The following is a 22,717-nucleotide window of genomic DNA, read 5'->3' as shown; positions in this document are numbered from 1 at the left end:
AGCTTAGGGCATTGTTTAAGAGACAATCGTCCACCACCATCTCGATGTGTGGGAGCCATTCGGCACGTGACGGCGATACAAGCTCTCGACCACGAGTGCTGCCCACACCTGTCAGGCGCTAATCGACGGTGAATGATGGCTGATAGGTCTTGGACCCGCGGCGATCGAAGTCGAACTCATAGACTACGCAGGGCGCGACGCTCTGGTGATGCTGCCCGAGATAGAACAGCAGGCTGTTCGGCACCGCGGCGAATATATGGACCAGCGCATCGGGGTCGTCTTGCTTGTCTTGCCGCAACACATTGGAGATTTGTTCCGCCAGTGCGGCGGCGTGCTCTCCGCCGGTGACGGTCTGGTGCCCCGTCCCCGCCGGCATCGAGAACGTGATGAGCTGCCCTGCGCCCGGCAACTGCGCCGACACATACTGCCGGGCCTGTGCCTCGGCCGGCTGCGCGATGCTGACGGCCACGGCGATCTCTTTGCCCTCGCCAAGACGATGCCGCGCCACGTCGAACCGGGCGCCCTTCGAGGCGGTCCCGTCATCGGCGCGCCAGACGCGCGTCCCGACCCGCCCCTTCTGCACCAGTTCGGTTTCCACGCCTGATTTGACGTCCAGAACAGCGCCCGCGAGGAAGGCGATCGACGCGTGGGCGTCGAGGATCAGGCGCAATTGCCCGGACTTCTTCACCGCCGCGCGCAGGAACTCTTCAACGCGGGGCCTGATGTCGTGCTGCCAGTCGCGCCTGTCCTGGAGATAGCGCTTCCGGAAATCGTCGGTGAGAACCAATGTGTTCTCAGGCGCGGCGCCGGCGATATCCGCCGCAGGCCCGAGAAAGCTGCGGATGGCCACCGGCAGGAACGCATCTGATTTCGCAGGTCGTGGGACCAGCAGCCCTTCGTCGCGGCAGAGCTGCAAGAGCGTCTCGCGGGTCAGGGCATTGAGCTGCCTGACCTTCATCTGCCGTGCGAGCTCGTCATAACGGAAGTCGGAGTCGCTGGCGCTGAAAGCCATCACTCCCACGACCTGCGCCTTCAGGTTGATCTCCGAACGCAGCTCGTCGAGCGTGCGGTGACCCTCGATAATCCGGAAGCCCCGCATTACGGCTTTCAGTTCGTTATCGTCCGCCAGGTCAAGATGATCGCGCCACAGCCGGCGCACCTTCCCCATTCGGCTGCGATAGCCTGTGCCGTCAAACAACTTTTCCACCATCAGCGTGCGGTCGTTGCCGGAAATAAGGTCCGCAAGCGGGTCGCCGTCTTTGACGCGGTAGGTGGTCAGGAAGGAGAAATGCGCTGTCTGGCCCGGCGGCACTTTGGCGCGCGCTTCCTTGAGGCGCTGGAGCAACGAGAAGGATTTCGCCCCTATGAAGTCGGGCCTGACAAAGTCCTCGTAGCCGAACCGTCCGCCGGTTTCTACGTGCCACTTGATTTGGTGGTACTCGGCATTCACCCGGTCGGGCCCCGAGCGCGCCACCGGCGGATCGTAGCGCACCACGACATCGTCGAACGATTTAGGGCCGTTTGCCTCGAACGTGACTTCGACGACGCACGAATGGTCGTCGAGAAGATTGAAGGCGTTCTCCCAGAAGACGCGCGACTGGTAATTGTCCCCGTGCCAGCGCGCCGTTATGCCTTCAGCCATCGGTCCTCTCCGTCATGACAGCGGAAACTTTTTGCCGAAGAGGGCGCGCCACGCGGCAAGGGCGCCGCCGTGGCGGCCCTGGCGCTCGTGATTGATGGCGAGGGAGGCGTCCCGGCTCGCCGCCGTCAGTAGCTCCCGGGCGCGCTGTTTACGCGCGTTGTCCATGCCGTTGCTAATAGCCGGTCCCAATCCCGCTGGGTCCTGCCAGGTGTCGAAGATGCGGTCGGCGAGCGTGGCGAACAGCGCCTGCATCTCTCTGTCGAACCGGCCCTGCCAGCCGCCATGCAGGCATTCGAGCGCCATCACCTCGATCAGGAAGGAGGGCTTTACCGGCTTGTCGGCGCCGTGCTTGGGGTTGTTGTTCCAGTACTTCACCATGCGGACGAGGCCCTTCCACTCATTCGAGAATGCCTGGTGGGCGGCCGTCGCCTTCTCGGCGTGAATCTTCGGGTTGGTCTTGATCCACGTGCCGCTGTCGGTGTCGGGAATCTCGTAGTCCTGGCCCTTGGCAAAGGCGGGCACCACGTCGACGCTGAGGATGCGGTAATCGGTATTGTCTTCGGCGTCGACGAACACGCCGAAATCGAGGTTGACCGAGCGGCTCTGCTTGCGCACGGCGTCCTTGCCGTACTTAGCGACGAGCGCGTCACAGAAATCCTGGATGACGACGGAAGGCGCCTTGTCGCGGTAATGGCGCTCGGCGTCTTTCAGCACAAAGAATATGTCGATGTCCTTGAGCGGCTTCGTCTTGGTGTGGCGCTTGTAGGAGCCGGTGAGGAAACTGGTCTCGATCTTGAATTTCGTGTCGAGATAGTCGCGCACCTCGTTCTGCCGCGCGGAGGCGTTCGCCTGCTCCCTGTCGTTCAGCTCAAGGCGGCTCTTGAATTTCCGGAAAGCCTCGTCGACCGTCAGCATCAGCCCGCCCTCCGCCAGTAAGCCGCGTTGCCGCCAAGGCCGCTGTGCTCAATCGTCGTGCCCAGGCTGTGCCTTACGAATCCGTCCGTCGACCGGTAGGCACCCTTGCCCCACCCGCTAACATCGGGACGGCCCGGCTTGGTGTGCAGCAAGATGTCGTAGCTGGCGTCCGACGGCGCGAGGCCGGCTTTGCGGATGTGGTATTTGAGCTGGTCGGTGTCGGTCCAGAAGCTGCCGTCCCCCGAGGACCAGTTGTAGACGACGTCGATATCCCAGCGGACGATGAGCGCCCCGGTCCGGGGATTGAACACCTCGAGGACGACGGACTGCAGGTCGCCGGTGCCGAGCCACGTTTTCAGCGCGCGCATGTTTGTTTCCCAGTCGGCGGCGAACTTGCCGGGGTCGAGCCCGCTGAGCCGGACGATGTCCTTGAAGCTCTTCAGGATGTTGTCCGCCACGTAGGTCGCGGAATGCGTATAGGTGTTGACGGCGACGCTGGTCATGAGCCGAGGAACCCTTTCGGATCGAGGGTGAGGGTCTGCGCTGCCGCGGCCTCCGCGCCGCCCGTGTCTTTGACGGCTTTCTCGCGGTCGCGGGCGGTGATGCGGGTGCTGTGCTTCTTCAGCGCTGCCTGGACCCATGCGAGGTCATCGATTTCGCACGGCAGTGATACGCGCCAGTCTCCCTTCAGGGGATCGTAGCCAAGGGCGTTTTCGTTGGCGCCACCGCCGTCGATGGCGTCGTCGTCATAGAGGCAATAAATGCGCGTCCGGGGGCCATCGCAGGTGACGGTGATTGCGGCGTCCCGCGGCGCCTGGTCGGCGATGATGCTGGCGGCGACGCCGCCGACCGCGAGGAGTTCGGTGCGCGCGGCGCCCGCGGTACCCTTGGTCAGGAGATCGACGATGGCGTTCCAGGTCGCGAGGGCGTCACGGCCCGGGGTGCTCTGGAAGGTACGGCTGGCGACGGTGCTCATCAGTCCTTGCCTCCCGCCGCGCGGCTCGCCTTGGCGGCCTTGGCCGCCGCGAGGATGTCGTCGATCGTGACCTCGCCGGGGTTCATCGCCGTCTGCGGGCTCGTCGCGATGGCGTTGGCGACCATCTTGCGGATCGAGCGCCCGTCCAGACCGACGCACGCGGCGGCGCACTGCGCGAACTGCGGCGCGGCAGCGAGTTTGCCGATCGCCGGGTAGGTCCGCGAAAGGCCGGTCAGGCAATCCTTGAGGATACGGCCGCAAGCCTCGCGGTCGGGCAGCGGTACGTGGACGACCAGGTCGCAGCGCGAGGTAAAGGCACTGTCGACCGCTTGCGGGAAGTTGCTGGTCGCGACGAACAGCAGATTGGGATGCGTTTCGGCGAGGATGTCGAGCTGCACCAGGACCGCGTCGGTGGCGCGGTGGATATCGATCGGATTGGCTTCCAAACTCATCTTGGAGCGGTCCGCGGCGAGCGTCTCGACTTCGTCGAGCAGGACTATGGTGGGGCCCGTCGCCGCCGCTTCCGCGATAGCCTGAGAGAAGAGGTCAGACACCGCGCGCTGGGTCTTTCCCATCGCCGAGCTGGTCAGGGTGTGCGGCTCCACCTCCAGCAGGCGGAATTTGCCACCCGCGAAAGACTCCGCAGTGCGGTGCGCAAGACCGCGGGCGAGCGATGTCTTCCCGGTGCCCGGCGGGCCAACAAGCAGGATGACGCCGTGCAGCGGGATCACGCTGCGGTCCACCTTTCCGCGCATCGTGAAGTTCAGCACGGCCTGGGACAACAGGCGGCGTTTGATATCCTCGTCGAGGATGATGGATTCCCACAGCGCGCCGAGCGCCGGGTCCGGCAGGGGGCGACTGCGCTGAATGCCTTTCGGGAGGTCGGCAAGGTCCATCGTCGGCGTGTGCTTCATCGCAGTTCGCTTTCCGGCGCCGCCTCGGGCGCCTGTTGAGACGGGGCCGCGCCCGCGGGCACGGCCAGGTGGTCAGCCCTTGGGCGGGTTCGGGTCCCGGCCATGGCTGTCGCTCTGGGCGATACGCCCGTCGCGTTGTGGATGCGCAGCTCCGTTTCCTGGTTGCGGCTGACCTGTCGCCCGTGGTCAATCGCCGCCTGTTTAGTGTCGAAATGCCCCGAGGCGCGGTCAGCGCCGCCCCGCTTGACATCCCAGCCGCCGCCGTGATGGGGTACTACATGATGTGTGTCAGGTCCGCGCTTTCCTACCATAATTTGGTTTCCTTCTGGACTAAGGTCAGAACGAGTACGCCTACTCCGAACATGATGGACTCAGGAAATGAGCGTTGTCAAGCACCTGGTGTAGTGCTACTCTGAACTCGGAACAAAAGGAGTTCGATATTGGCTACGCCGCTTGGCGACAAAATCCGCAGCCTGCGCAAACGAAAAGGCTACACCCTCGACAAGCTGGCCGAGATGGCCGAGTCCAGCAAGAGCTACATCTGGGAATTGGAGAACAAGGACCCCCCTCGTCCTTCGGCCGACAAGATCGCCAAGATCGCTATCGCCCTCGACGTCACCCCCGATTATCTCATCACTGATTCGGTTCTGGTCGAGGACGCGACGGACACCGCGTTCTTCCGGAAATATCGCAGAATGGACCCGGGCACCAAGGACAAGATTCGGCGGATGCTCGACCTGATCGGCGACGATGAATGACAGCACCGTTCTCGCCCGAACGTTGGGCCTTCGAAATCACTCATGTCCTGAATGCCGCATTTGGGGCCGACCGGTTCCCGATCGATATTCCGATGATCGCCCGGGAATATTCGAAGCAGCGATTTCCCGAGGACCCGATCGTCAGCGTTCAGGGCGACCGGCTGCCCACTTTCGACGGCGCGCTGTATAAGGCCAAGGACGGCCGCAAGGGCTGGGGCATCATCTACAACAACGGTATCGCGTCCAAAGGCCGGATCAATTTCACCCTCGCGCATGAATTTGGTCACTACCTGCTGCACCGTCTCGCGTATCCGCAAGGCTTCCAGTGCGGCCAGCAGCAGATCGTGCGGTGGGATTCGGAATACGGGCAGGTCGAGCATCAGGCCAACGTCTTCGCCGCCAATTTCCTCATGCCCCTCGACGATTTCCGACGCCAAATTCCCGAAGGCGCGAAGGTCGATATCGAGCTGCTCCGGGCCTGCGCGGAACGATACAACGTCTCGCTTATCGCGGCGGTGCTGCGCTGGCTCGGCTATACCCGCAAGCGCGCCATTCTTGTTGTTTCGCGCGATGGCTATATCCTGTGGGCGCGGTCGAGCGATGCGGCGTGGCGCAGCGGCGCGTATTTCAAGACATCGGCCGGTCCTATAGAGATTCCGACGGCGGCGCTTCCATCCCGCCCTGAATTGCTGGTCGACGGTCGGGGCAGTATCGAACATCCCCACGGCGTCTGGCTGCGCGAGCCCGTGCGCGAGATGACGGTGTTCGCCGAGTACTACGACTTCTCGCTGTCCCTGCTTCTCCTCGAAGACGGACGCCCCGTATCCTACGAGGAAGCGGAACCGGAACTCGATACTTACGACAAGTTCGTCCCGGCGGTGCGCCGCCGCGAATGGTGACGAGCGGAAACGGTGCCATTTTGCGTCACAGAGCAGCATTCAGGTTTGCTAACGTTGGCTATTAGCTTTCAATACATCTGCCGCGACAACAAGCGGATCGTGGCGACGCGTCGGCCGAATGTGAACACCTGCTCCGGCGGTCCACTTTCCGTTAGGCTTCAGCGCAAGATTCTAAACAATTATTTTTCCTTGTTACAGCCCCTTACTACGCAAATGCCGATGACCGATTTCCGGGCATTTGTTCGCGGTTTGTGCGTTTCCAGTCGCATAAATGGCAGTGTGGAACTTCAGTGCTGCCTCGGCTGCCCTGCGCGCTCGACGTTTTGGTCGATCTGTCATCGCCGAACTACAGCGGGGGCGGCCCCGTCCATAGCGTGCTGTCTTGCGATTGGTCGAGCTCGCCAAGAACATGCGAAGGGAGCACAAGACCGGGATGCGCGAGGGGAGCGTTGCTTCACGAGCCATGCTCGCCTGGCTGACGCGCGATCGCTTGCCGGAGAAAGCGTCGCAGGAGCGACGCGTCAGGGAGCATTCCCGGCGCTGACCATGCCGCGGATCGCCTTCACGCTAGAAACCGCGTTTCAGGGGCACATTGGCACCATAGGGTCAGACCCCAAGCCTGGTTACGCGTCAGGACCTCGTATCTATTTCACCCACTTGCGTACGCGGTGCACGATCTCTGATGTTGAGATCCCGTAGCGGTCGTGAAGTGTCGGTAGCGCGCCGGCGTCGAGAAATTCGTCGGGCAGTGCGATCTGGCGGAAGACAGGGGTCACGCCCTCGCGCATCAGCAGGCCAGCGACACCTTCGCCCAACCCGCCGATCATCGTGTGGTTCTCCGCAACGACCACCATCCGTCCAGCCCGGCGCGCGGCGGCAAGGATTGCGTCCGTATCGAGCGGCTTGATGGTCGGCACGTGCAGCACCGCGCAGTCGATGCGGTTCGCTTCAAGCGCCTTCGCGGCCTCCAGCACGCGCATGGTCATCAGCCCGCTGGAAATGAACAGCACATCCGCACCGTCGCGCAGCAGCCGCGCCTTGCCGATCTGGAATGTGTAATCATATTCGTCGAGCACGACGGGGACCTTGCCCCGCAACAGCCGCATGTAGACCGGCCCCTTGTAGTCCGCGATCGCCTCCGTGGCCTGTTCGATGTCGAGCGCGTCGCATGGATCGATGATCGTCAGGTTCGGCATGCCGCGGAAAATCGCGATGTCTTCCGTCGCCTGGTGGCTGGGGCCGTAGCCGGTGGTCAATCCCGGTAGCTGCGCGATCGGGCCTGCGGCCCCAGCCTTGACCGTCACTGCGCGCGGCAGCCAGAGCGAAATAGGTCGGGACGAGGAGATGGTCGCCAATCGGCCGAACTAGGAGATGGTCGAAATGAAGTAGGAGCTGGCTTGACAATCATCGCCCCATACAAGTGTAGCTCGGCCTTTGATCCGAAACAGCAATTCCTGTAATTCCCAAGCGCGGTCCGGATCATCGAGGACCGCAAGGGACCGGGTGTCGCCGATTTCCGTGATGAATTGCAATGCTGTGGCGAGATCCTCATGGAGGTCAGGCCCGAGCGCCTCGTCCCTCTGCCACATCCAGGCTTCCGGTCCACCACAATCCTCAGGCGGACAGTTGCCGTCGCCGCCCGTACACGCCGGATAGTGAGCTCCGGGTTTGACAGGCCGGCGCTGCTCTAGCCGGACCTCGTGCTCCCAAGGGAAGTTGAGGTCGTACTCGTACAGGAACCGGCTGCCGTTACGCAGTTGCGTGCGGCCAACCATGCTTCATCGGAGTATGACGCGGCGGTAGCCGGTTTTCGGTTGTGCAATAGGTTTGGCAAAATTGAGCAGCAGTGAAATCGTTAGCGAAGAATCGTGCCCTTCGTAGCGTCTAAACCTAAACAACACATGACATTTCGACGTTTGAAATCGGGAAGTAAAAGCGACAATCGTGGCGGGGAACGTTAAACAGGTTGGCGATCGGGTCGTGTACGGAAACGAAAGGCTGAAGATGTCGCGCTGACTTGAAGCGCTTCATGATCCTCTCCCGCCGCGGGCCGGGTTGATGAGAGTTCTCCGCCCGATTGTTCGGGCCCTGTGCGAGCGATGCTCGACGCTTGGCATGATCTCCCGCTTCGCCGCACCGTAGGATCGAAGCTTGTCGGTGATCATCACACGCGGCGAACGGCCTTGGCCTTCAGAAGCTTTCGCATCAAGCGCTTTGCCGCCTTGACATTGCGACGGCTTTGCACCGACACGTCGAGAACAAACCCGTCCTGATCAACGGCGCGCCAAAGCCAGTGTTTCTTTCCACCGATGGTGATGGCAACTTCATCGAGATGCCATGTGTCGCCGAGCTTGCCGGCCGATCACTTCCGGATATCATTTGGCAAAGTGTCTGCCAAATTTTTCAGCCCAAAGTCGCACGGTCTCTGGCGAGAGACGATGACGCCACGAGCTGCCGGCATATCCTCGACCATCCGCAGGCTGAGCGGAAACCGGAAATAGAGCCAAACGGCACGGGCAATCACCTGCGCCGGAAATCGGTGGCGACGATAATCACGGGAAAATCTGGTCATGCCGCCAGATCCCACATTTTGATCGATGCCCGGTTAACGTTACGGTGCCCGTCAGCTTGTCGTAAGCCAACCCGCCTAGCATGGGTCATCCAGATGACACTGAAGGTTAAGCGCCCGTCTCGCGTATCCCGTCCCTTGGCGATCAGAAACTCCACTACAGGTGAACGGCTATGGGAATTTGCATCTCCAAATCCTCCGGATCGACTCGACATGCCACATATGACACGGAAGAGTCGCAAGGCAGACAGGCGCCCTCCCGGAGCCGGCACCCTTGACGGAAGCAGAGGAGGGATTCTCCGCAGAATCTCGACTCGATGAGCCGCTGCGCGGATTGGCGCAGGACTTTGACGATACAGTTTGATGCGAGGCTAGTGTGGACCAGCGAAAAATTACATCCCGTGTAACAGCTTTGCCGCAGGTGCAGGACGCCGGCTTGGAAGAGGGGCAAGCGGTCCAGGCCCGGCAAGTGGGCTTTGAGCAGCACCTTGCCGAGGCCCGGAGGCTGTTCGATCAAGCTGACGAGTCGCCAACCAATCCAGAGGAGCTTCTGCGACTGGAACAGGGGTTCCGCGAAGTGCTTCAGCGACGGCAGGATGATCAAGTGGCCGAGGCGCTCCGGCCGCTGTTCGATGATCGAGCTGACGAGCCGCCAGCCAATCCAGAGGAGCTTCTGCGACTGGAACAGGGGTTCCGCGAAGTGCTTCAGCGACGGCAGGATGATCAAGCCGTCTCGTCTTTTTTCAGCGACCCAGGGATGCCCGCTGGACCGGGTGACCACAACAGCATCGTGACGGACGCTTTCGCAGCGGCCGGCTCTGGGCACGCCGGAGTTGAGGCCGCCGCCCCGCCAGTCTTGGCTGCCAGCCAACAGCAGATCCGGCCCTCGCCGGATGCGCTTGACCAGGGCAACCACCTGCCACCCCAGGGGGGCATCGTCAACAATGAACATTCGACGGCGCCGTTGCGGCCAGCGAAGAGGCAGAGGGCCGTGGATAGGCCGCAAGCCGTCGCCATTCAGCAGCAGCTGAGCGAAATCGGCAATTCAGGCGGCCGCGTGCCGATACAGCCCCCCACGCAGCAGTTGGGTGAATTGCCATTGCAAGGGGTACCGGTTCAAGGGACAGGGTCCGAACACATCGGAAGGCTGCATGCGGTGGCCGCGCCCTCAGCAAGGTCCGAGGCGCCCCCGGCTGCGATCGAGGACTCCATAAACGTTTCGTTCGCCGTCCCCAAAGACTTTTCCCATGGGACTCAACGCGTCCCAGACGCGATGCTCCCTTTCTTGGACCGCCCTGGCCCCTTGCCGGATGCTGGCCAAGCGCGGCAAGCGGGCTTTGAGCAGCACGTGGCCGAGCCGCGCCGAGCCGACCCGGTTGCGAGTGGCGCCCGTGCTTCCCGCTATCACCATCTGTCCGACGAACACCGGGACCTTATTGATAGAGCGATCGCCCACTCCCAGGAAAAATATAGCGAGACCACGGCCCGAAAATACACGTTTGCACTTAGCCGGTTGGCGAATGATCTCAGCGCTCGTGGCCAAGCAATCGATCTAAGAAATCACAAATCCCTGGTCGATCACGTCGGTGCTTTCTTTCCGAAAGACGTTGATATGAAGAGCGCTTTGAAGGCCCTGCGTGCGTATCATGAGCCGGGCTATTCAGCGACTGCTGGCGGCCCTGCTGCCAGCTATCCCCATCTGTCCGCCGAACACCGGGACGTTATTGACAAGGCGATCGACCGCGCTGCGGCTCAGCAAAACCAGAGCGCGGACACGCTGCGAATATACTCGAATGCGCTTCGCCGATTGGCGAATGATCTCGGCGCTCGTGGCCAAGCGACTGATCTAAAAAATCACCAATCCCTGGTCGATCACCTCGATACTTTCTTTCCGAATGACCAGAACATTAAAACGGCGTTGAACGTCCTACGTGCGTATCATGATCCGGGCAATGCAGCGACTGGCTGGTGGCCAGCGGCGGTGCCGTCAAAGGCAGATGCGCGTATCCTGGAAAAATTAAGCAGTGACAGCGGGTTGGCCTTAAGCACCCGTGTCGTCTATGGTCGTCTTCTTCGCAGATTTTCTGAGGAGCTCGAGAGTCGGGGCCAGACGATCTCTGGGCTGGATCACAATTCGCGGACCGAACTCGCCGAGGCGTTGTTTCCAGGCAACAAGAAACTCCGCTTCGCGCTGCAGCGGGTTCACAATGCGGAGGTTCCCGAGGCCTTGCGGCCGCTGTTCGATAATCGAGCTGACAAGCCGCCAACCAATCCAGAGGAGCTTCTGCGACTGGAACAGGGGTTCCGCGAAGTGCTTCAGCAGCGGCAGGGTGATCAAGCCGCCTCGTCTTTGTTCGGCAACCCAGGGATGCCCGCTGGACCGGAGGATCCTAACAGAAGCGTGTCGGACGCTTTCGCAAGCTCTGGGCACGCCGGAGTTGAGGCCGCCGCCCCGCCAGTCTTGGCTGCCAGCCAACAGCAGATCCGGCCCTGGCCGGATGCGTTTGACCAAGGCAACCACCTGCCACCCGAGCGGGTGATCATCAACAATGAACATGACACAGCGCTGTTGCGGCCAGCGGAGAGGCAGAGGGCCCTGAATACGCCGCAAGCCGCCGCCATTCAGCAGCCGCTGAGCGAAATCGGCAATTCAGGCGGCCGCGTGCCGATGCAGCCCCCCACGCAGCAGTTGGGTGAATTGCCATTGGAAGGGGTACCGGTTCAAGGGACAGGGTCCGAACACATCGGAAGGCTGCATGCGGGGGCCGCGCCCTCCGCAAGGCCCGAGGCACCCCCCGCTGCCATCGAGAACTCCATAAACGTCTCATTCGCCGTCCCCAAAGGCTTCTCCCATGGGACTCAACGCGTCCCAGACGCGATGCTCCCTTTCTTGGACCGCCCTGGCCCCTTGCCGGATGCTGGCCAAGCGCGGCAAGCGGGCTTTGAGCAGCACGTGGCCGAGCCGCGCCGAGCCGAACCTGTCGCGAGTGGCGCCCGTGCCACCGGCTATCGCCATTTGTCCGACGAACACCGCGACCTTATCGATAAGGCGATCGCCCACGCCGCGGCTCAGCAAAAATATAGCGAGAGCACGGTCCTAAAATACAGGTATGCACTTCGCCGATTGGCAAATGATCTCGGCGCTCGTGGCCAAGCGACTGATCTAAAAAATCACCAATCCCTGGTCGATCACCTCGATGCTTTCTTTCCGAAAAACGATGATATGAAGAGGGCGTTGAACGTCCTGCGTGCCTATCATGAGCCGGGCTATTCAGCGACTGTTGGTGCCCCGGCTAACCGCTATCCCCACTTGTCCGACGAACACCGGGACGTGATTGATAAGGCGATCGCCCATGCTGAGGCTCAGCAACACCATAGGGCGCCGACGCTCCGAATATACTCGAATGCGCTTCGCCGATTGGCGAATGATCTCGGTGCTCGTGGCCAAGCGACTGATCTAAAAAATCACCAATCCCTGGTCGATCACCTCAATACCTTCTTTCCGAAAGACACTGACATAAGGGATATAAGGCCGGCGTTGAACGTCCTGCGTGCGTATCATGAGCCGGGCTATTCAGCGACTGGCCGGTGGCCAGTGACGGTGCCTTCAAAGGCAGATGCGCATGTCTTGGAACAAGTGACCAGTGACAGCAGCTTGGCCCCAAGCACCCGTGTTGTCTATGGTCATAGTCTTCGCAGATTTTCTGAGGCGCTTGACAGGCGGGGCCGGACGATCTCTGGGCTGGATCATGATTCGCGGATCGAATTCGCCGAGGTGTTGTTTCCAGGCAACCATTATCTCCGCTGGGCGCTTGAACGGGTTCGCGATGCGAAGCCTGCGTCAGACAGGATCGTGGCGGACGCTTTGGCAGCGGCCGGCTCTGGGCACGCCGGAGTTGAGGCCGCCGCCCCGCCAGTCTTGGCTGCCAGCCAACAGCAGATCCGGCCCTGGCCGGATGCGCTTGACCAGGGCAACCTCCTGCCACCCGAGCGGTTCATCATCAACAATGAACATTCGACGGCGCCGTTGCGGCCGGCGGAGAGGCAGAGGGCCCTGAATACGCCGCAAGCCGCCGCCATTCAGCAGCAGCCGAGCGAAATCGGCAATTCAGGCGGCCGCATGCCGATGCAGCCCCCCATGCGGCAATTGGGTGAATTGCCATTGCAAGGGGTACCGGTTCAAGGGACAGGGTCCGAACACATCGGAAGGCTGCATGCGGGGGCCGCGCCCTCAGCAAGGTCCGAGGCGCCCCCGGCTGCGATCGAGGACTCCATAAATGTTTCGTTCGCCGTGCCCAAAGGCTTCTCCCATGGGACTCAACGCGTCCCAGAGGCGATGCTCTCTTCCTTGTACCATTATGGCCTCTTGCCGGACGCGGACAAGCCGGAATGGAACTACGAGATTAAAGGCCACGGCTACACCGCCCGGAGGCCAGAGGAGGGCAACGACGTTTGGCTCCTCCATCGCGGAGCGATAAGGGAAGCTGGAGCGGCAGCAGTACCGGCAAGGGCTCCGGGACCCGCCTTGCCAGCGACCGCCAGGCTCTCAGACACCCATCTCGGGGTTCCGTTGGTCGATCTGACCACCTCCTCCGATGCACACATCGAAGCCCTTCCGTCAGGCTCGTCCAATCTCCCCCGGGGGGCGGTGCTCGGGGCCACCCAACTGCTGGGCGACGAACATATCCAGAGGGATTACGAATTCCTCGAGCAGCAGCTGCAGCAGGCCGATCCAGCGCTCGCCGCCCGGACGCGGCTGGTCGATCCGTCGGTCTCCCATCTGCTGCGCCACATGGAGCAGCAAGACGCGCGAGGCACATTGCAGTCGATTTATAATCGAAACGCCGGCCCATCCGACTTCCTGTTCGTGCCAGTGAACGATGGGGTGGGTATTGACCGCGGCACCCATTGGTCGCTGCTCCTCGTAGATCGCCGCGATCCGGAAAGAGCGGTCGCCTATCACTACGACTCCATCCAGCAAAATGAACAGCGATACAACGACGTGCCTGCACGAAAGCTCGCTACAAGACTGGACGCGACCCTGGTAACACCCGACATGGCGCAGCAGAAAAACGCTGTTGACTGCGGCGTCTTCGTGGTGGACGGCACGCGCGAGCTGGTTCGTCGATTGGCGAACGAAGAGCGGCCAGACCAGCAGCTGCCGCTGCACCTCAACTACCTCGTCGCCGATCGGCAGGCGCTGCAAAACCGACTGAGAGAGGGGCGCTTGCCGCACGAGCTTGCCGCAAGCCCTGCCGAAGCTTTGGCAGCACCCGGGTCGCAGGTGCAACACGCCGCCTTGCAAGAGCAGCAAGCCAGACAGGTCGCGCCAGCGCCGTTGGAACGGCACTTGGGCAAGACGCGCGAGGCCGAGGACAAGCTGACGAGTACACTGGACAGGAGCAACCGCGTGAACAGCGGGGGCGTCGTCATCAACACTGAACGTTACACAGCGCCGTTGAGACCGGCGAAAAGGCAGAGGACTGACAATTCGCAAAGCCTCGCCATCGGGCGGCAGCCGAGCGAAGCAAACACAACGTCCATCGGCCAAGCCTCCGATCAAGCCCGAGCGGACCTAATGGCTTCCTCCAGAAGCAGAGAGCGCTCCGACGCGGGACGTTGAGCTCGATGGCTGGGATGAACCAGAACAGCTCTTTGCCGACGGAGAGGCTGATGCGATCTCCGGCCCGGTAGCTCTCGCCGTAATTGATCAGGCTGGCACTGTTGGAAGGCGATGTAGGCCTGGAACTCGCCGATTGGGGGTCAGGAACTTGCGCATGTTCGGCTAGCCTGTGTCGAGACTTTCCGCGTCGAGCTGCAGCTCGGCGATTTCGTCACAGATGCCATTTGATCCTGCGCAAGGTTGCAAGCAGGTCCTGTCCGGTCTGCTCGTCGTGGTTGTCGAGCCCTTGCACGAACTGGCGAAAAACCGTGATGCGCATGGTGATATGGAACCAGTCGAGGACATGCTCGCGCCGGTGCGATCATTTCCGCGAGCGAGCGGACTTCTTCCCCCCGTCGGTGATTAAGGTAATATCCTGATTGGCCCGGACGCCCTGCTTCTTGAGATGGTCGAGAATGCGCCGTTGCAGCTCGCGATCATAGCCGTGGACGAAACCGATGTAGCGCGGAGCGCCGTCTTCAGGCAGCGAGCGGCCTACGATCAGCTCGAATTTTCTTCCGGTCGTCACGGTGGCGGATGTACTCGGGAACCGGGCAGGTTCATCCAGTCGCGCGGGCTGCCGTACATTGCGCGCTTGAGGGTCTTGAGGCGGTTGATCTGACCTTCGCCCTGTCCGTTGCTCCAGGGCAGCTCGATGGCGTTGTTGTCGGAATGATGTCGGAGTCGATTGCATCGTCGATCTAGGGGGCCAGTGTTTCCGACCTCCTGCTCCGAAGGATACCGTTGAAGCGCATTGCCAAGGCGTCGCATCTCGGCGAATGCGTCAGATCCCTGCTTCAGGGCATCGACTTTCCTTGCTTGTCGAGGCGTCAGCAGGCCTCTTGGCTTTATGTACAGCGCCGCGGCAACAACTGGCGAAATCGCGTGGCCGGTATCCGGATCTCGAACGGGTCCCGAGCTGATCGCCATCGAAGGAACATCATCGGCGCGCACTCTTTCGGCCCGCCGCCAAGCTCCCAGCAGTCGCTCCAGATTGGAGAAGCTGCCGGTGTAGCCGCGCTGCTTGACATCATGAAAAAGATGCCGTCCGCAGCGGTTCCCTTACTTCCAGCATTGGGCAAGGAACGTTTCAAAGCACCATGGTGATGTGGGGTTCAATGCTGCTCGCCGCCTATCTGGTAGGATAGACCCTCCTGGCGTAAGGACTATGCGCGAGACGGGCACGCCGGCGATGTGTCGCAGCGTCGACAATAGCGTCCTCGGACAGGATGGGTCTTCCTGAAGCACGTCCACTAAGGCTCATCTGTTCCTCGATTGCCGTACGAAGATTCTGGACCAGATGAAACCGGTCGGCCACCTGGTGAGCCTGCGGTGCGCCTTCACGGACGGCCTGCGCATACAGGCGGCAGCGGTCTCGGCTGACGACCTCGACGGAGGGATGATTCCGCAGCCACCTGGCTGCGCTATCGACACTCCGATCATGGCCTAATCGGCCCCAAGCTGCGATTTTGGCCAAGTTGTGGAACGTTGCCGGAACGGATTGACCGGTATGGCGTCGGCGCTTGAGAATTCACTCTTGGAAGAGGGAGTGGATGTATGGGTTTGCGCGTTTCGCTCGAGGTGTTGACCGGGGCGTGGAGCCTCTCTTTTGCCGACATCGACTTTTTGAAGGTCAAGGCGGCCGGGTCGAGGCTTGGACTGGCGGTTCAACTGAAGTTCTTCGCCGCGAACGGATATTTCACCACCGCGGCGGCTGAGGCCCCCGATGACGCGGTTTCGTATCTGGCCGAGCAGCTTGGCGTCAGCAAGGCAGATCTCTGCCGGTATGATTTTTCGGGGCGTTCAGGGCGGCGCCATTGCGCCGAGATTTAGCGCCATCTTGGTTTCCGCCGGATGAAGCGGGCGGATCGAGCCGCACTTGCGAGCCGGATAGCGACGGAGCTTTGCCCTGGGGGAGCATCGGTCGCAGCGATGATGGAGGCTGTTTTTCTGTTGTGCCGGGATCGCAAGATTTTCGGTCCGTCGCGCAAGGAGATGGAGCGGATAGTGCGCTCCGAGCGGCAACGCTTTCTGGAATCCTTTCTTGGCGGTGTTGCGGATCGGCTTCGCCCGGAAACGGTCGCGCTGATGCAAACATCGCTGGCCGATCCAGATAGCCCGACCGGGTTCCATACGATCAAAGGAGATGCGGGTGCAGCCACGCTGGACAACATGCTTGCCCTGGCTGATCGGCTTGCCTTCATCAAGAAGCTGGATTTACCGCGGGATCTTCTATCCGCTGCCGGCAAGACCTGGATCGATCAGATCGTTCGGCGGGTCGGCGCCGAAAAAGCGTCGGAGATGCGCCGCCACGCCCCGAGGCGGCAACTGGGGCCTCCATACCGTTTTCCTGACGATGCGGGAAACACAGATCAGCGACGGCATGATCGACCTGCTGGTGGAGACCATCCACAAGATCGGGGTGCGTTCGAAGCGCAAGGTGGTGGGCGGCATCGCGCGTGACATCGAGAAGGTTTACGGCAAGGAGCGGCTGCTGGTCGATATCGCGGGTGCCGCGATCGAGGCGCCGGGTGGCCGGGTCTGCGATGTGATCTTTCCGGTAGCGGGCAAGGAGAAGCTTGCGGCGATCGTCAAGGAGCATCGGGCGAAGGGCACGCTCGAACGGCGCATCTACCAGGTTATGCGTGGATCCTATGCCGGTCACTATCGAAGAATCCTGCCGAAGCTTCTTTCGGTTCTGGAGTTTCGTTCGAACAATGCCGTGCATCGGCCCGTGCTTGGGGCGTTGGACTGGATCAGGCGGGCCTTCGAAACCGGTTGCCGCGTGGTGCCGCGGAACGGGGTGCCGATCGAAGGCGTCATTCCGCCGAAATGCCGCGGCGCGATCATCGGCAAGGACGGACGCATCAACCGGATCAGCTATGAACTGTGCGTGCTCAGTCAGTTGCGCGACCGCATCCGGGCCAAGGAAATCTGGGTGGTAGGGGCGGACCACTATCGCAATCCGGACGACGATCTGCCCAAGGATTTCGAGAGCCGACGGGCGGCCTACTACAACGCGCTCAACCTGACGTCGGATGCGCGAGCTTTCACGCGCAAAATCCAGGCCGAGCTTGAGCGGGAATTGCGGCTGGTGAATGCCGAACTCCCCCGCAACGACAAGGCACGCATTCTCTGGCGCGGCGAGAACCGCATCTCGATCACGCCGTTCCAGCCGCTGCCGGAACCGCAAGGCCTACGATCGGTCAAGGCCGAGATCGGCCGGCGTTGGCCGATGACGGAACTGCTGGATGTGTTGAAGGAGACGGCGCTCGACACCGGCTTTCTGGACGCCTTTGAAACGTCGGCTTCCCGTGTGGCGCTTTCGCGCGGTGCGCTCGACCGGCGTCTGATCCTGTGTCTTTACGGGCTGGGCACGAATGCCGGCCTGAAGCGCGTGGCGGCCGGATGCCCGGATGTCAGCTACGAGGAACTGCTTCATGTTGGCCGGCGCTTCATCCATCGGGATGCGCTGGAGGCGGCCTGCGGACGTGTTGCCAATGCGACGCTGGCAATCCGCAACACCGCCATCTGGGGCGAAGCCGGCACGGCTTGTGCCTCGGATTCCAAGAAATTCGGCGCCTGGGACGGCAACCTTATGACCGAATGGCATGTCCGCTATGGCGGTCGCGGCGTGATGATCTACTGGCACGTCGAAAAGGGTTCAACCTGCGTCTTCTCGCAACTCAAGCGGTGCTCGTCCTCGGAAGTTGCTTCGATGATCAAGGGCGTGCTTCGGCATTGCACCGACATGGAGATCCAGCGGCAGTATGTCGACAGCCACGGCCAGAGCTCGATCGGCTTTGCCTTCTGCCATCTGCTCGGGTTTGAACTGGCGCCACGCCTTAAGGCGATCGCCCGGCAGACGCTGGCGCTGCCGCATCCAGGCCTGCGCGCTTGCCCAATCTGCTTCCCATTCTTTCCAGCGTCATCAACTGGGAGGAGATCGAGCAGAATGCACAGCGGGTTAGCCGATCCCGAAGCGATCCTGCGCCGCTTCGCCCGCGCCGAGGTGATGCACCCGACCTATAAGGCACTCGCCGAACTCGGCCGGGCGATCAAGACGATCTTCCTTTGCCGGTATTTGCGCCACGAGAAATTCCGCCGCGAAATCCACGAAGGCCTGAATGTGATCGAGAACTGGAACAGCGCCAACAGCTTCGTCTTCTTCGGCAAGGGTGGCGAGATCGCCTCGAACCGGCTCGATGAGCAGGAGATATCGGTGCTGGCCCTGCATCTGCTGCAGGCGTCGCTTGTCTATGTGAACACGCGCATGATGCAGTCGGTGTTGAGCGAGCCGAAATGGTCGGCGCGGCTAACGCCGGAGGATTATCGCGGCCTGACGCCGCTGATACGGTCACGTCAATCCTTATGGCCGCTTCAACCTCGACCTGAACAGCAGGATCGATTTTGAGCAGAAACAAGCGGCGTGAAGCATCGAAGGGAATGGTAGAAATGCCTGTATCGAAGAAGCCCCGAAAGAAGGCAGTGGCGAAATCCAAGAAGCCGGAAAATGACAATGCTCTGCCTCCGATGCCGGACCGGCGCGGCATGGAGGGGTTCATGGCAGGTCTTTTCGGCGGAGGGCGTGGGAGCGACCCGACGGACGCTGCGCAAGACATCATGTATGAGGCTTGGGAAGCAACCAGTCGCAGCAAGCGTATTACGCTGGCCCGGAAAGCGCTTAAAGTCTCGCCGTTGTGCGCCGACGCCTATGTGCTGTTGGCCGAAGAAGAGGCGGGGTCTGTCGAGGAAGTGCTGGACTATTACCAGAAGGGCGTCGCGGCGGGTGAAGAGGCGCTGGGCCCTGACGGGTTTGAGGGATATGCCGGTCGCTTCTGGGGTTTTCTCGAGACGCGCCCCTACATGCGGGCGCGGGCAGGTCTTGCCGCGGTACTCTGGCGGCTTGGTCAGCACCAGGAGGCCATCGACCATTATCAGTCAATGCTCAAGCTCAATCCGAATGACAATCAGGGCATCCGCTACGTGCTGGCCGGGCATTTGCTGGCGCGCGACGATATCAAGGCCCTGAGGAAGCTTCTCAAACAGCACGAAGACGATGGCGCTGCTGCATGGCTCTACACGCGGGCACTTCTTGCCTTTCGTGAAAACGATCCGGGCGCCGGCAAGCTTGCCGAGGAGGCCTGGCTCGCGCACAGCCATGTGCCTGGCGTCCTTTCCGGCAAGCAGCCTTTGGTTGCTTCCATCGACGGCTATATCACTTTGGGGGGGAGGATGAGGCAGCTGACTACGTCGACGAAAACGGCCAGGCCTGGCAGGCCACGCCCGGTGCAGTCGCGTGGCTGGCGGAGGTTACCAGAAAGCTGAAACCACGACGACGGCGTAACTGACCACCGGAACCGATGGGCGTGTTCTAATTTGGGTATACCCGGCCTGAACACCCCCCATGAACACGTCGCAACCGGAAAGCCTGTATATTTTGGGCTCAATCTTCGTTAATGAACAGAGCATCGCGCCGGCACACCCAAAATGAACAGTTGCATGACCCGCATCGGATACGCCCGCACCTCCACCACTGACCAGAACCTCGCCGCGCAGATCGTCGCGCTCAAGGCCGCCGGCTGCGAGGTCATTCGCGAGGAGCAGAAGAGCGGCTCTACCCTGGAAGGCCGTCCGCAACTCAACACCATTCTCGACTTCATTCATGCTGGCGAGACGCTTGTCGTCACCCGGATTGACCGCCTGGCCAGATCGCTGCGCGACCTGCAGATGATCGTGGACAAGCTCAAGACGAAGGGCGCGCATCTCTCCGCGACAGAACAACCTGTCGATACGTCGACCGCCGCCGGTAAGGCCTTCTTTGACATGCTTGGTGTCTTTGCCGAGTTCGAGACCAATCTGCGGCGCGAGCGCCAGGCGGAGGGAATCGCTGCCGCCAAGAAGCGCGGCACATACAAGGGCCGGCCGCCGAAAATCGACCGCGACACGATCCAGCAAAGGCTTAAACAGGGTCAGGGCCCAACACAAATCGCCCGCGATCTCGGCGTCTCACGCGGTACTGTCTATCAGGTGAGGAAGGGCAAATGACGAAGGGCAGGCTCATAACCCGTCTGACGCCAGCGACATGCGAAGAGATCCAGACCCGCATGCTCGAAGTCTGCCAGAAGATCGCTGAGGACCACGGCCTGGTCATCGAGGGCGCCGGATGGCGCGGCACGGATACCGGCTTCTTCTTCGAGCCCGTGTTCCGCGTCAGCATTCCCGCTTCCGACGGCACCGCATTCAATCTCGAAAAAGACAGGTTCGAGTTCTTGGCAGAGCACTTCGGATTGGCCCCTTCGGACTTCGGACGCGAGTTCCGCACCGGAAGCGAGCGATTCCGGATCACCGGCATCGATCCAAAGCGGCCACGCTACCCGATCTCCGCTGAGCGAATTCCCGACCGCAGAGGGTTCAAATTTGCCGCCGAAAACGTCGAGCAGATGCAAGCTCCCACCCCGTCGTTGTCCGCGCCGCAGCGCGGCGCACAGCCCAGCTCGTCGCAGGAGCTTCCCGCAACCCCAGCTACGCCGAGCTCGGGAGCTTGGGATGGGGACAGGCTTAGGGAGCAGACACAACAACCCGAGTCATCATCGTCAGCCGACGCTGCGGCGTCAAACATGTACGACCGCCTTGACCCAGTGCTTGATCCGAATGCGCTCACAGTGGCTAAGTTGAGCAGCGATGCGCAATCTGTGCTGGCGCCTGGCGTTGCTAGACCGCCTTCGTTCGTTGGGCCAGCAGGCCCCCCCGACCTACAGGACATCGGACCTATCGTCGGCAAGGGCTGGCGCCACGGCTCCCAACCGGCCTCGAAGATCCTGATCGAGGAACTGGGTAAGATCAATCTGCTGCCGAACCAGTTCGGCCCAGCCCAGTTCGCGATCAACAGAGAGCACTACTCCGCCACGTTGGGTCGGGAGGGCGCAGGGACGTTCGCCTCATCCATCATGCTCGCTCCGGGCAGATAAATGAAGCTGGTCCGTCACGTCAGCCGCCGCGTCTGGAGGCCGGAGCACAGGTACCTGCCGGCTGGAGCACCGCGAGTGTTGGCTATCCGGTGCCATCCACCCCGAAGCTGCATGCTCATTATGCGCCCGCGCTTCCGAGCACATTCTCCGCTGATCAGATCGGGGCGTTGAAAGTCTCGTCCTCCGACCCGAGCGGGCGGACGCTCGGCGCCAGGGAATTCCTGGGCGATCAGCACATCCAAAGGGATTACGAGCTCCTGGGAGAGCAGTTGCAGGCGCGCGATCCAAATCTCGCTGCTCGGACGCGGCTTGTCGATCCCCTCATAGCCCATTATCATCTGCGCCTGGGCGAAGTGAGCGAGGCGCAGCGCGCATTTCGGCGCATCGTCCAAGATCCCAATCGTAATGACACCGCCACTTCCTGTTTCTGCCAGTGAGTGATGCTAGCCGTGCCGATCGTATGGCCCGCGGCACCCATTGGTCGCTGCTGCTCGTTGATCGCCGCAACCGGCAAAGCCCGGTTGCCTATCACTACGACTCCTACGAGGGAGGCAACGACCGCCAAGCTGCGATGCTCGCAACGCGGTTGGGCGCCAACCTGCAACAAGCGAGCATACGTCAGCAGGAGAACAAATTTGATTGTGGCGTTTTCGTCGTGGACGGCACCCGGGCCCTTATTGAACGATTGGTGAAGACGGACGGGCAACACATAGCAGATCTCAACGACCTCGTCCCCGATCGCCGGGATTTGCAAGGCCGACTCAGAAATTTTCCTGGCCGCGGTTGACGGCGACCAGAGCAGCTCTCGCGATCAGCGCTTGTCGCGGCGAGGCGGTCGCACGCAAGCAGGGCCAGCCATCTGGCTCGAAGCTCGACCCGCACGAACGCTTCATTCTTGGCCTGATTGAGGAGACGCCGGACATCACGCTTGCCGAGATCGCCGAGAGACTGGCGTCCGGGCACGGCGTGCGGGTTGTTCCTTCAACGGTGTGGATGTTCCTCGACAAGCGCGGCGTCACGTTCAAGACGTATGCCCGCCCGTCGGCAAGAGGTTTATTTCTGATGGCGGCTGGTCTGCATCAACGTATACGGCGTGTCGGCTGAGGGCCTGGGCCGGTAGCGCGACGCCGTTGCTGCGGAAGAATATTCTACACCGGCGCCCTTCCGAGCGAGAATAGCTTCGCCATCACGAGAAGTCCCGGCGGTACCGCCAGCGGCAAGTTCACGCGCCACTGGCGGGCAATCGCAGCAAAAGCCTTAGCATCTGTCGCCTCACTCTTCAAAGCCAAGCGGCACGGCTCTGCCAACCTTCGTCTTTGCCTCGTCAGAGCATATTCATCGTCACGCATCATCAGCGTGGCTTCGCCGAGGCTTGTCCACAGCGATCTCGCTCACCGCCGCAGCTGGCCCG

The 22,717-nt window shown here is 61.6% G+C and carries 19 protein-coding genes and 4 pseudogenes; 12 read left to right on the top strand and 11 right to left on the bottom strand.

The window, feature by feature from the left end; genetic code table 11:
* Positions 1–118 precede the first annotated feature (118 nt).
* The 6 genes from JN302_RS32865 to JN302_RS32840 are packed head-to-tail and all read right to left on the bottom strand — an operon-like array spanning position 119 to position 4,758.
* Positions 119–1,642, bottom strand: coding sequence for an SAVED domain-containing protein (locus tag JN302_RS32865; RefSeq protein WP_202330412.1), 1,524 nt, complete (start codon positions 1,640–1,642; stop codon positions 119–121).
* Positions 1,643–1,654: 12 nt separating this feature from the next.
* Positions 1,655–2,557, bottom strand: a complete 903-nt coding sequence (locus JN302_RS32860) for a CBASS oligonucleotide cyclase (protein WP_202330411.1) — start codon at positions 2,555–2,557, stop codon at positions 1,655–1,657.
* Complete coding sequence (locus tag JN302_RS32855) at positions 2,557–3,060, bottom strand: HORMA domain containing protein (protein ID WP_202330410.1); 504 nt, start codon at positions 3,058–3,060, stop codon at positions 2,557–2,559. The genes JN302_RS32860 and JN302_RS32855 overlap by 1 nt, the downstream gene beginning before the upstream one ends.
* Positions 3,057–3,533, bottom strand: a complete 477-nt coding sequence (locus JN302_RS32850) for a hypothetical protein (RefSeq protein WP_202330409.1) — start codon at positions 3,531–3,533, stop codon at positions 3,057–3,059. The genes JN302_RS32855 and JN302_RS32850 overlap by 4 nt, the downstream gene beginning before the upstream one ends.
* Positions 3,533–4,447, bottom strand: a complete 915-nt coding sequence (locus JN302_RS32845; RefSeq protein ID WP_202330408.1) for an AAA family ATPase — start codon at positions 4,445–4,447, stop codon at positions 3,533–3,535. The genes JN302_RS32850 and JN302_RS32845 overlap by 1 nt, the downstream gene beginning before the upstream one ends.
* Positions 4,444–4,758: a DUF2188 domain-containing protein gene (locus tag JN302_RS32840; protein WP_244846075.1), complete on the bottom strand. Its 315-nt coding sequence runs from the start codon at positions 4,756–4,758 to the stop codon at positions 4,444–4,446. The genes JN302_RS32845 and JN302_RS32840 overlap by 4 nt, the downstream gene beginning before the upstream one ends.
* 129 nt (positions 4,759–4,887) lie before the next feature.
* Between JN302_RS32840 and JN302_RS32835 the strand changes: the two genes are divergently transcribed.
* Positions 4,888–5,205, top strand: a complete 318-nt coding sequence (locus tag JN302_RS32835) for a helix-turn-helix domain-containing protein (RefSeq protein ID WP_202330407.1) — start codon at positions 4,888–4,890, stop codon at positions 5,203–5,205.
* Positions 5,202–6,104 (top strand): ImmA/IrrE family metallo-endopeptidase, encoded by a 903-nt coding sequence (locus JN302_RS32830; protein WP_202330406.1) that lies wholly within the window; start codon positions 5,202–5,204, stop codon positions 6,102–6,104. The genes JN302_RS32835 and JN302_RS32830 overlap by 4 nt, the downstream gene beginning before the upstream one ends.
* A gap of 644 nt (positions 6,105–6,748) precedes the next feature.
* Here JN302_RS32830 and JN302_RS32825 read toward each other — a convergent pair.
* The 3 genes and pseudogenes from JN302_RS32825 to JN302_RS32815 all read right to left on the bottom strand — a co-directional run.
* A pseudogene (locus tag JN302_RS32825) lies at positions 6,749–7,378 on the bottom strand (transketolase family protein); the annotation flags it as partial.
* 90 nt (positions 7,379–7,468) lie between these two features.
* Positions 7,469–7,879: an IS1096 element passenger TnpR family protein gene (locus tag JN302_RS32820; protein ID WP_202323984.1), complete on the bottom strand. Its 411-nt coding sequence runs from the start codon at positions 7,877–7,879 to the stop codon at positions 7,469–7,471.
* A gap of 172 nt (positions 7,880–8,051) precedes the next feature.
* A pseudogene (locus JN302_RS32815) lies at positions 8,052–8,676 on the bottom strand (IS6 family transposase); the annotation flags it as partial.
* Between the two features lie 409 nt (positions 8,677–9,085).
* Between JN302_RS32815 and JN302_RS32810 the strand changes: the two are divergent.
* Entirely contained in the window at positions 9,086–14,296 is a 5,211-nt protein-coding gene (locus JN302_RS32810; protein WP_446720773.1) for a Ulp1 family isopeptidase, read from the top strand.
* A 46-nt stretch (positions 14,297–14,342) separates the two neighbouring features.
* Here the strand turns inward: JN302_RS32810 and JN302_RS32805 are convergent.
* A pseudogene (locus tag JN302_RS32805) lies at positions 14,343–14,908 on the bottom strand (ISKra4 family transposase); the annotation flags it as partial.
* Positions 14,909–14,914: 6 nt separating this feature from the next.
* Positions 14,915–15,776, bottom strand: a pseudogene (locus JN302_RS32800) (transposase); the annotation flags it as partial.
* A 116-nt stretch (positions 15,777–15,892) separates the two neighbouring features.
* Here JN302_RS32800 and JN302_RS32795 point away from each other — a divergent pair.
* The 9 genes from JN302_RS32795 (at position 15,893) to JN302_RS32760 (ending at position 22,410) form a co-directional block, all read left to right on the top strand.
* Positions 15,893–16,168, top strand: coding sequence for a DUF4158 domain-containing protein (locus tag JN302_RS32795; RefSeq protein WP_010913953.1), 276 nt, complete (start codon positions 15,893–15,895; stop codon positions 16,166–16,168).
* Between the two features lie 99 nt (positions 16,169–16,267).
* Positions 16,268–16,798, top strand: a complete 531-nt coding sequence (locus JN302_RS32790) for a hypothetical protein (protein ID WP_202323981.1) — start codon at positions 16,268–16,270, stop codon at positions 16,796–16,798.
* Positions 16,719–18,749, top strand: coding sequence for a Tn3 family transposase (locus tag JN302_RS32785; RefSeq protein ID WP_202330404.1), 2,031 nt, complete (start codon positions 16,719–16,721; stop codon positions 18,747–18,749). Before JN302_RS32790 ends, JN302_RS32785 begins: the two co-directional genes overlap by 80 nt.
* 41 nt (positions 18,750–18,790) lie before the next feature.
* The gene (locus JN302_RS32780; RefSeq protein ID WP_202330403.1) at positions 18,791–19,663 is read left to right on the top strand and encodes a tetratricopeptide repeat protein; all 873 of its coding nucleotides are present in this window, start codon (positions 18,791–18,793) and stop codon (positions 19,661–19,663) included.
* A gap of 174 nt (positions 19,664–19,837) precedes the next feature.
* Positions 19,838–20,383 carry a recombinase family protein gene (locus JN302_RS32775; protein WP_202323978.1) on the top strand — a complete coding sequence of 182 codons (546 nt, stop codon included), beginning with the start codon at positions 19,838–19,840 and terminating at the stop codon, positions 20,381–20,383.
* Positions 20,380–21,306, top strand: a complete 927-nt coding sequence (locus tag JN302_RS39380; RefSeq protein WP_010913958.1) for a hypothetical protein — start codon at positions 20,380–20,382, stop codon at positions 21,304–21,306. The genes JN302_RS32775 and JN302_RS39380 overlap by 4 nt, the downstream gene beginning before the upstream one ends.
* Before the next feature lie 89 nt (positions 21,307–21,395).
* The gene (locus JN302_RS39375) at positions 21,396–21,743 is read left to right on the top strand and encodes a hypothetical protein (RefSeq protein WP_010913959.1); all 348 of its coding nucleotides are present in this window, start codon (positions 21,396–21,398) and stop codon (positions 21,741–21,743) included.
* A 23-nt stretch (positions 21,744–21,766) separates the two neighbouring features.
* A complete protein-coding gene (locus JN302_RS39370) occupies positions 21,767–22,093 on the top strand; it encodes a Ulp1 family isopeptidase (protein WP_052292101.1) in 327 nt (108 codons plus the stop codon).
* Positions 22,090–22,410 (top strand): helix-turn-helix domain-containing protein, encoded by a 321-nt coding sequence (locus JN302_RS32760; protein WP_096453910.1) that lies wholly within the window; start codon positions 22,090–22,092, stop codon positions 22,408–22,410. The genes JN302_RS39370 and JN302_RS32760 overlap by 4 nt, the downstream gene beginning before the upstream one ends.
* The last annotated feature ends 307 nt before the right edge of the window (positions 22,411–22,717 follow it).

The organism is Mesorhizobium sp. L-8-3, from assembly GCF_016756615.1.
In the GTDB taxonomy this organism is placed as follows: domain Bacteria; phylum Pseudomonadota; class Alphaproteobacteria; order Rhizobiales; family Rhizobiaceae.
This window is presented reverse-complemented; position numbering and strand designations above follow the sequence as displayed.

Bases quoted from the DNA above. Each gene is read 5' to 3' on its own strand.
- JN302_RS32845 (WP_202330408.1), bottom strand. From the start codon at position 4,447: ATGAAGCACACGCCGACGATGGACCTTGCCGACCTCCCGAAAGGCATT.
- JN302_RS32850 (WP_202330409.1), bottom strand. From the start codon at position 3,533: ATGAGCACCGTCGCCAGCCGTACCTTCCAGAGCACCCCGGGCCGTGAC.
- JN302_RS32780 (WP_202330403.1), top strand. From the start codon at position 18,791: ATGCCTGTATCGAAGAAGCCCCGAAAGAAGGCAGTGGCGAAATCCAAG.
- JN302_RS39370 (WP_052292101.1), top strand. From the start codon at position 21,767: ATGGCCCGCGGCACCCATTGGTCGCTGCTGCTCGTTGATCGCCGCAAC.
- JN302_RS32795 (WP_010913953.1), top strand. From the start codon at position 15,893: ATGGGTTTGCGCGTTTCGCTCGAGGTGTTGACCGGGGCGTGGAGCCTC.
- JN302_RS32865 (WP_202330412.1), bottom strand. From the start codon at position 1,642: ATGGCTGAAGGCATAACGGCGCGCTGGCACGGGGACAATTACCAGTCG.
- JN302_RS32855 (WP_202330410.1), bottom strand. From the start codon at position 3,060: ATGACCAGCGTCGCCGTCAACACCTATACGCATTCCGCGACCTACGTG.
- JN302_RS32775 (WP_202323978.1), top strand. From the start codon at position 19,838: ATGACCCGCATCGGATACGCCCGCACCTCCACCACTGACCAGAACCTC.
- JN302_RS32820 (WP_202323984.1), bottom strand. From the start codon at position 7,879: ATGGTTGGCCGCACGCAACTGCGTAACGGCAGCCGGTTCCTGTACGAG.
- JN302_RS32860 (WP_202330411.1), bottom strand. From the start codon at position 2,557: ATGCTGACGGTCGACGAGGCTTTCCGGAAATTCAAGAGCCGCCTTGAG.
- JN302_RS32790 (WP_202323981.1), top strand. From the start codon at position 16,268: ATGATGGAGGCTGTTTTTCTGTTGTGCCGGGATCGCAAGATTTTCGGT.
- JN302_RS32840 (WP_244846075.1), bottom strand. From the start codon at position 4,758: ATGGTAGGAAAGCGCGGACCTGACACACATCATGTAGTACCCCATCAC.
- JN302_RS32785 (WP_202330404.1), top strand. From the start codon at position 16,719: ATGATCGACCTGCTGGTGGAGACCATCCACAAGATCGGGGTGCGTTCG.
- JN302_RS39380 (WP_010913958.1), top strand. From the start codon at position 20,380: ATGACGAAGGGCAGGCTCATAACCCGTCTGACGCCAGCGACATGCGAA.
- JN302_RS32830 (WP_202330406.1), top strand. From the start codon at position 5,202: ATGACAGCACCGTTCTCGCCCGAACGTTGGGCCTTCGAAATCACTCAT.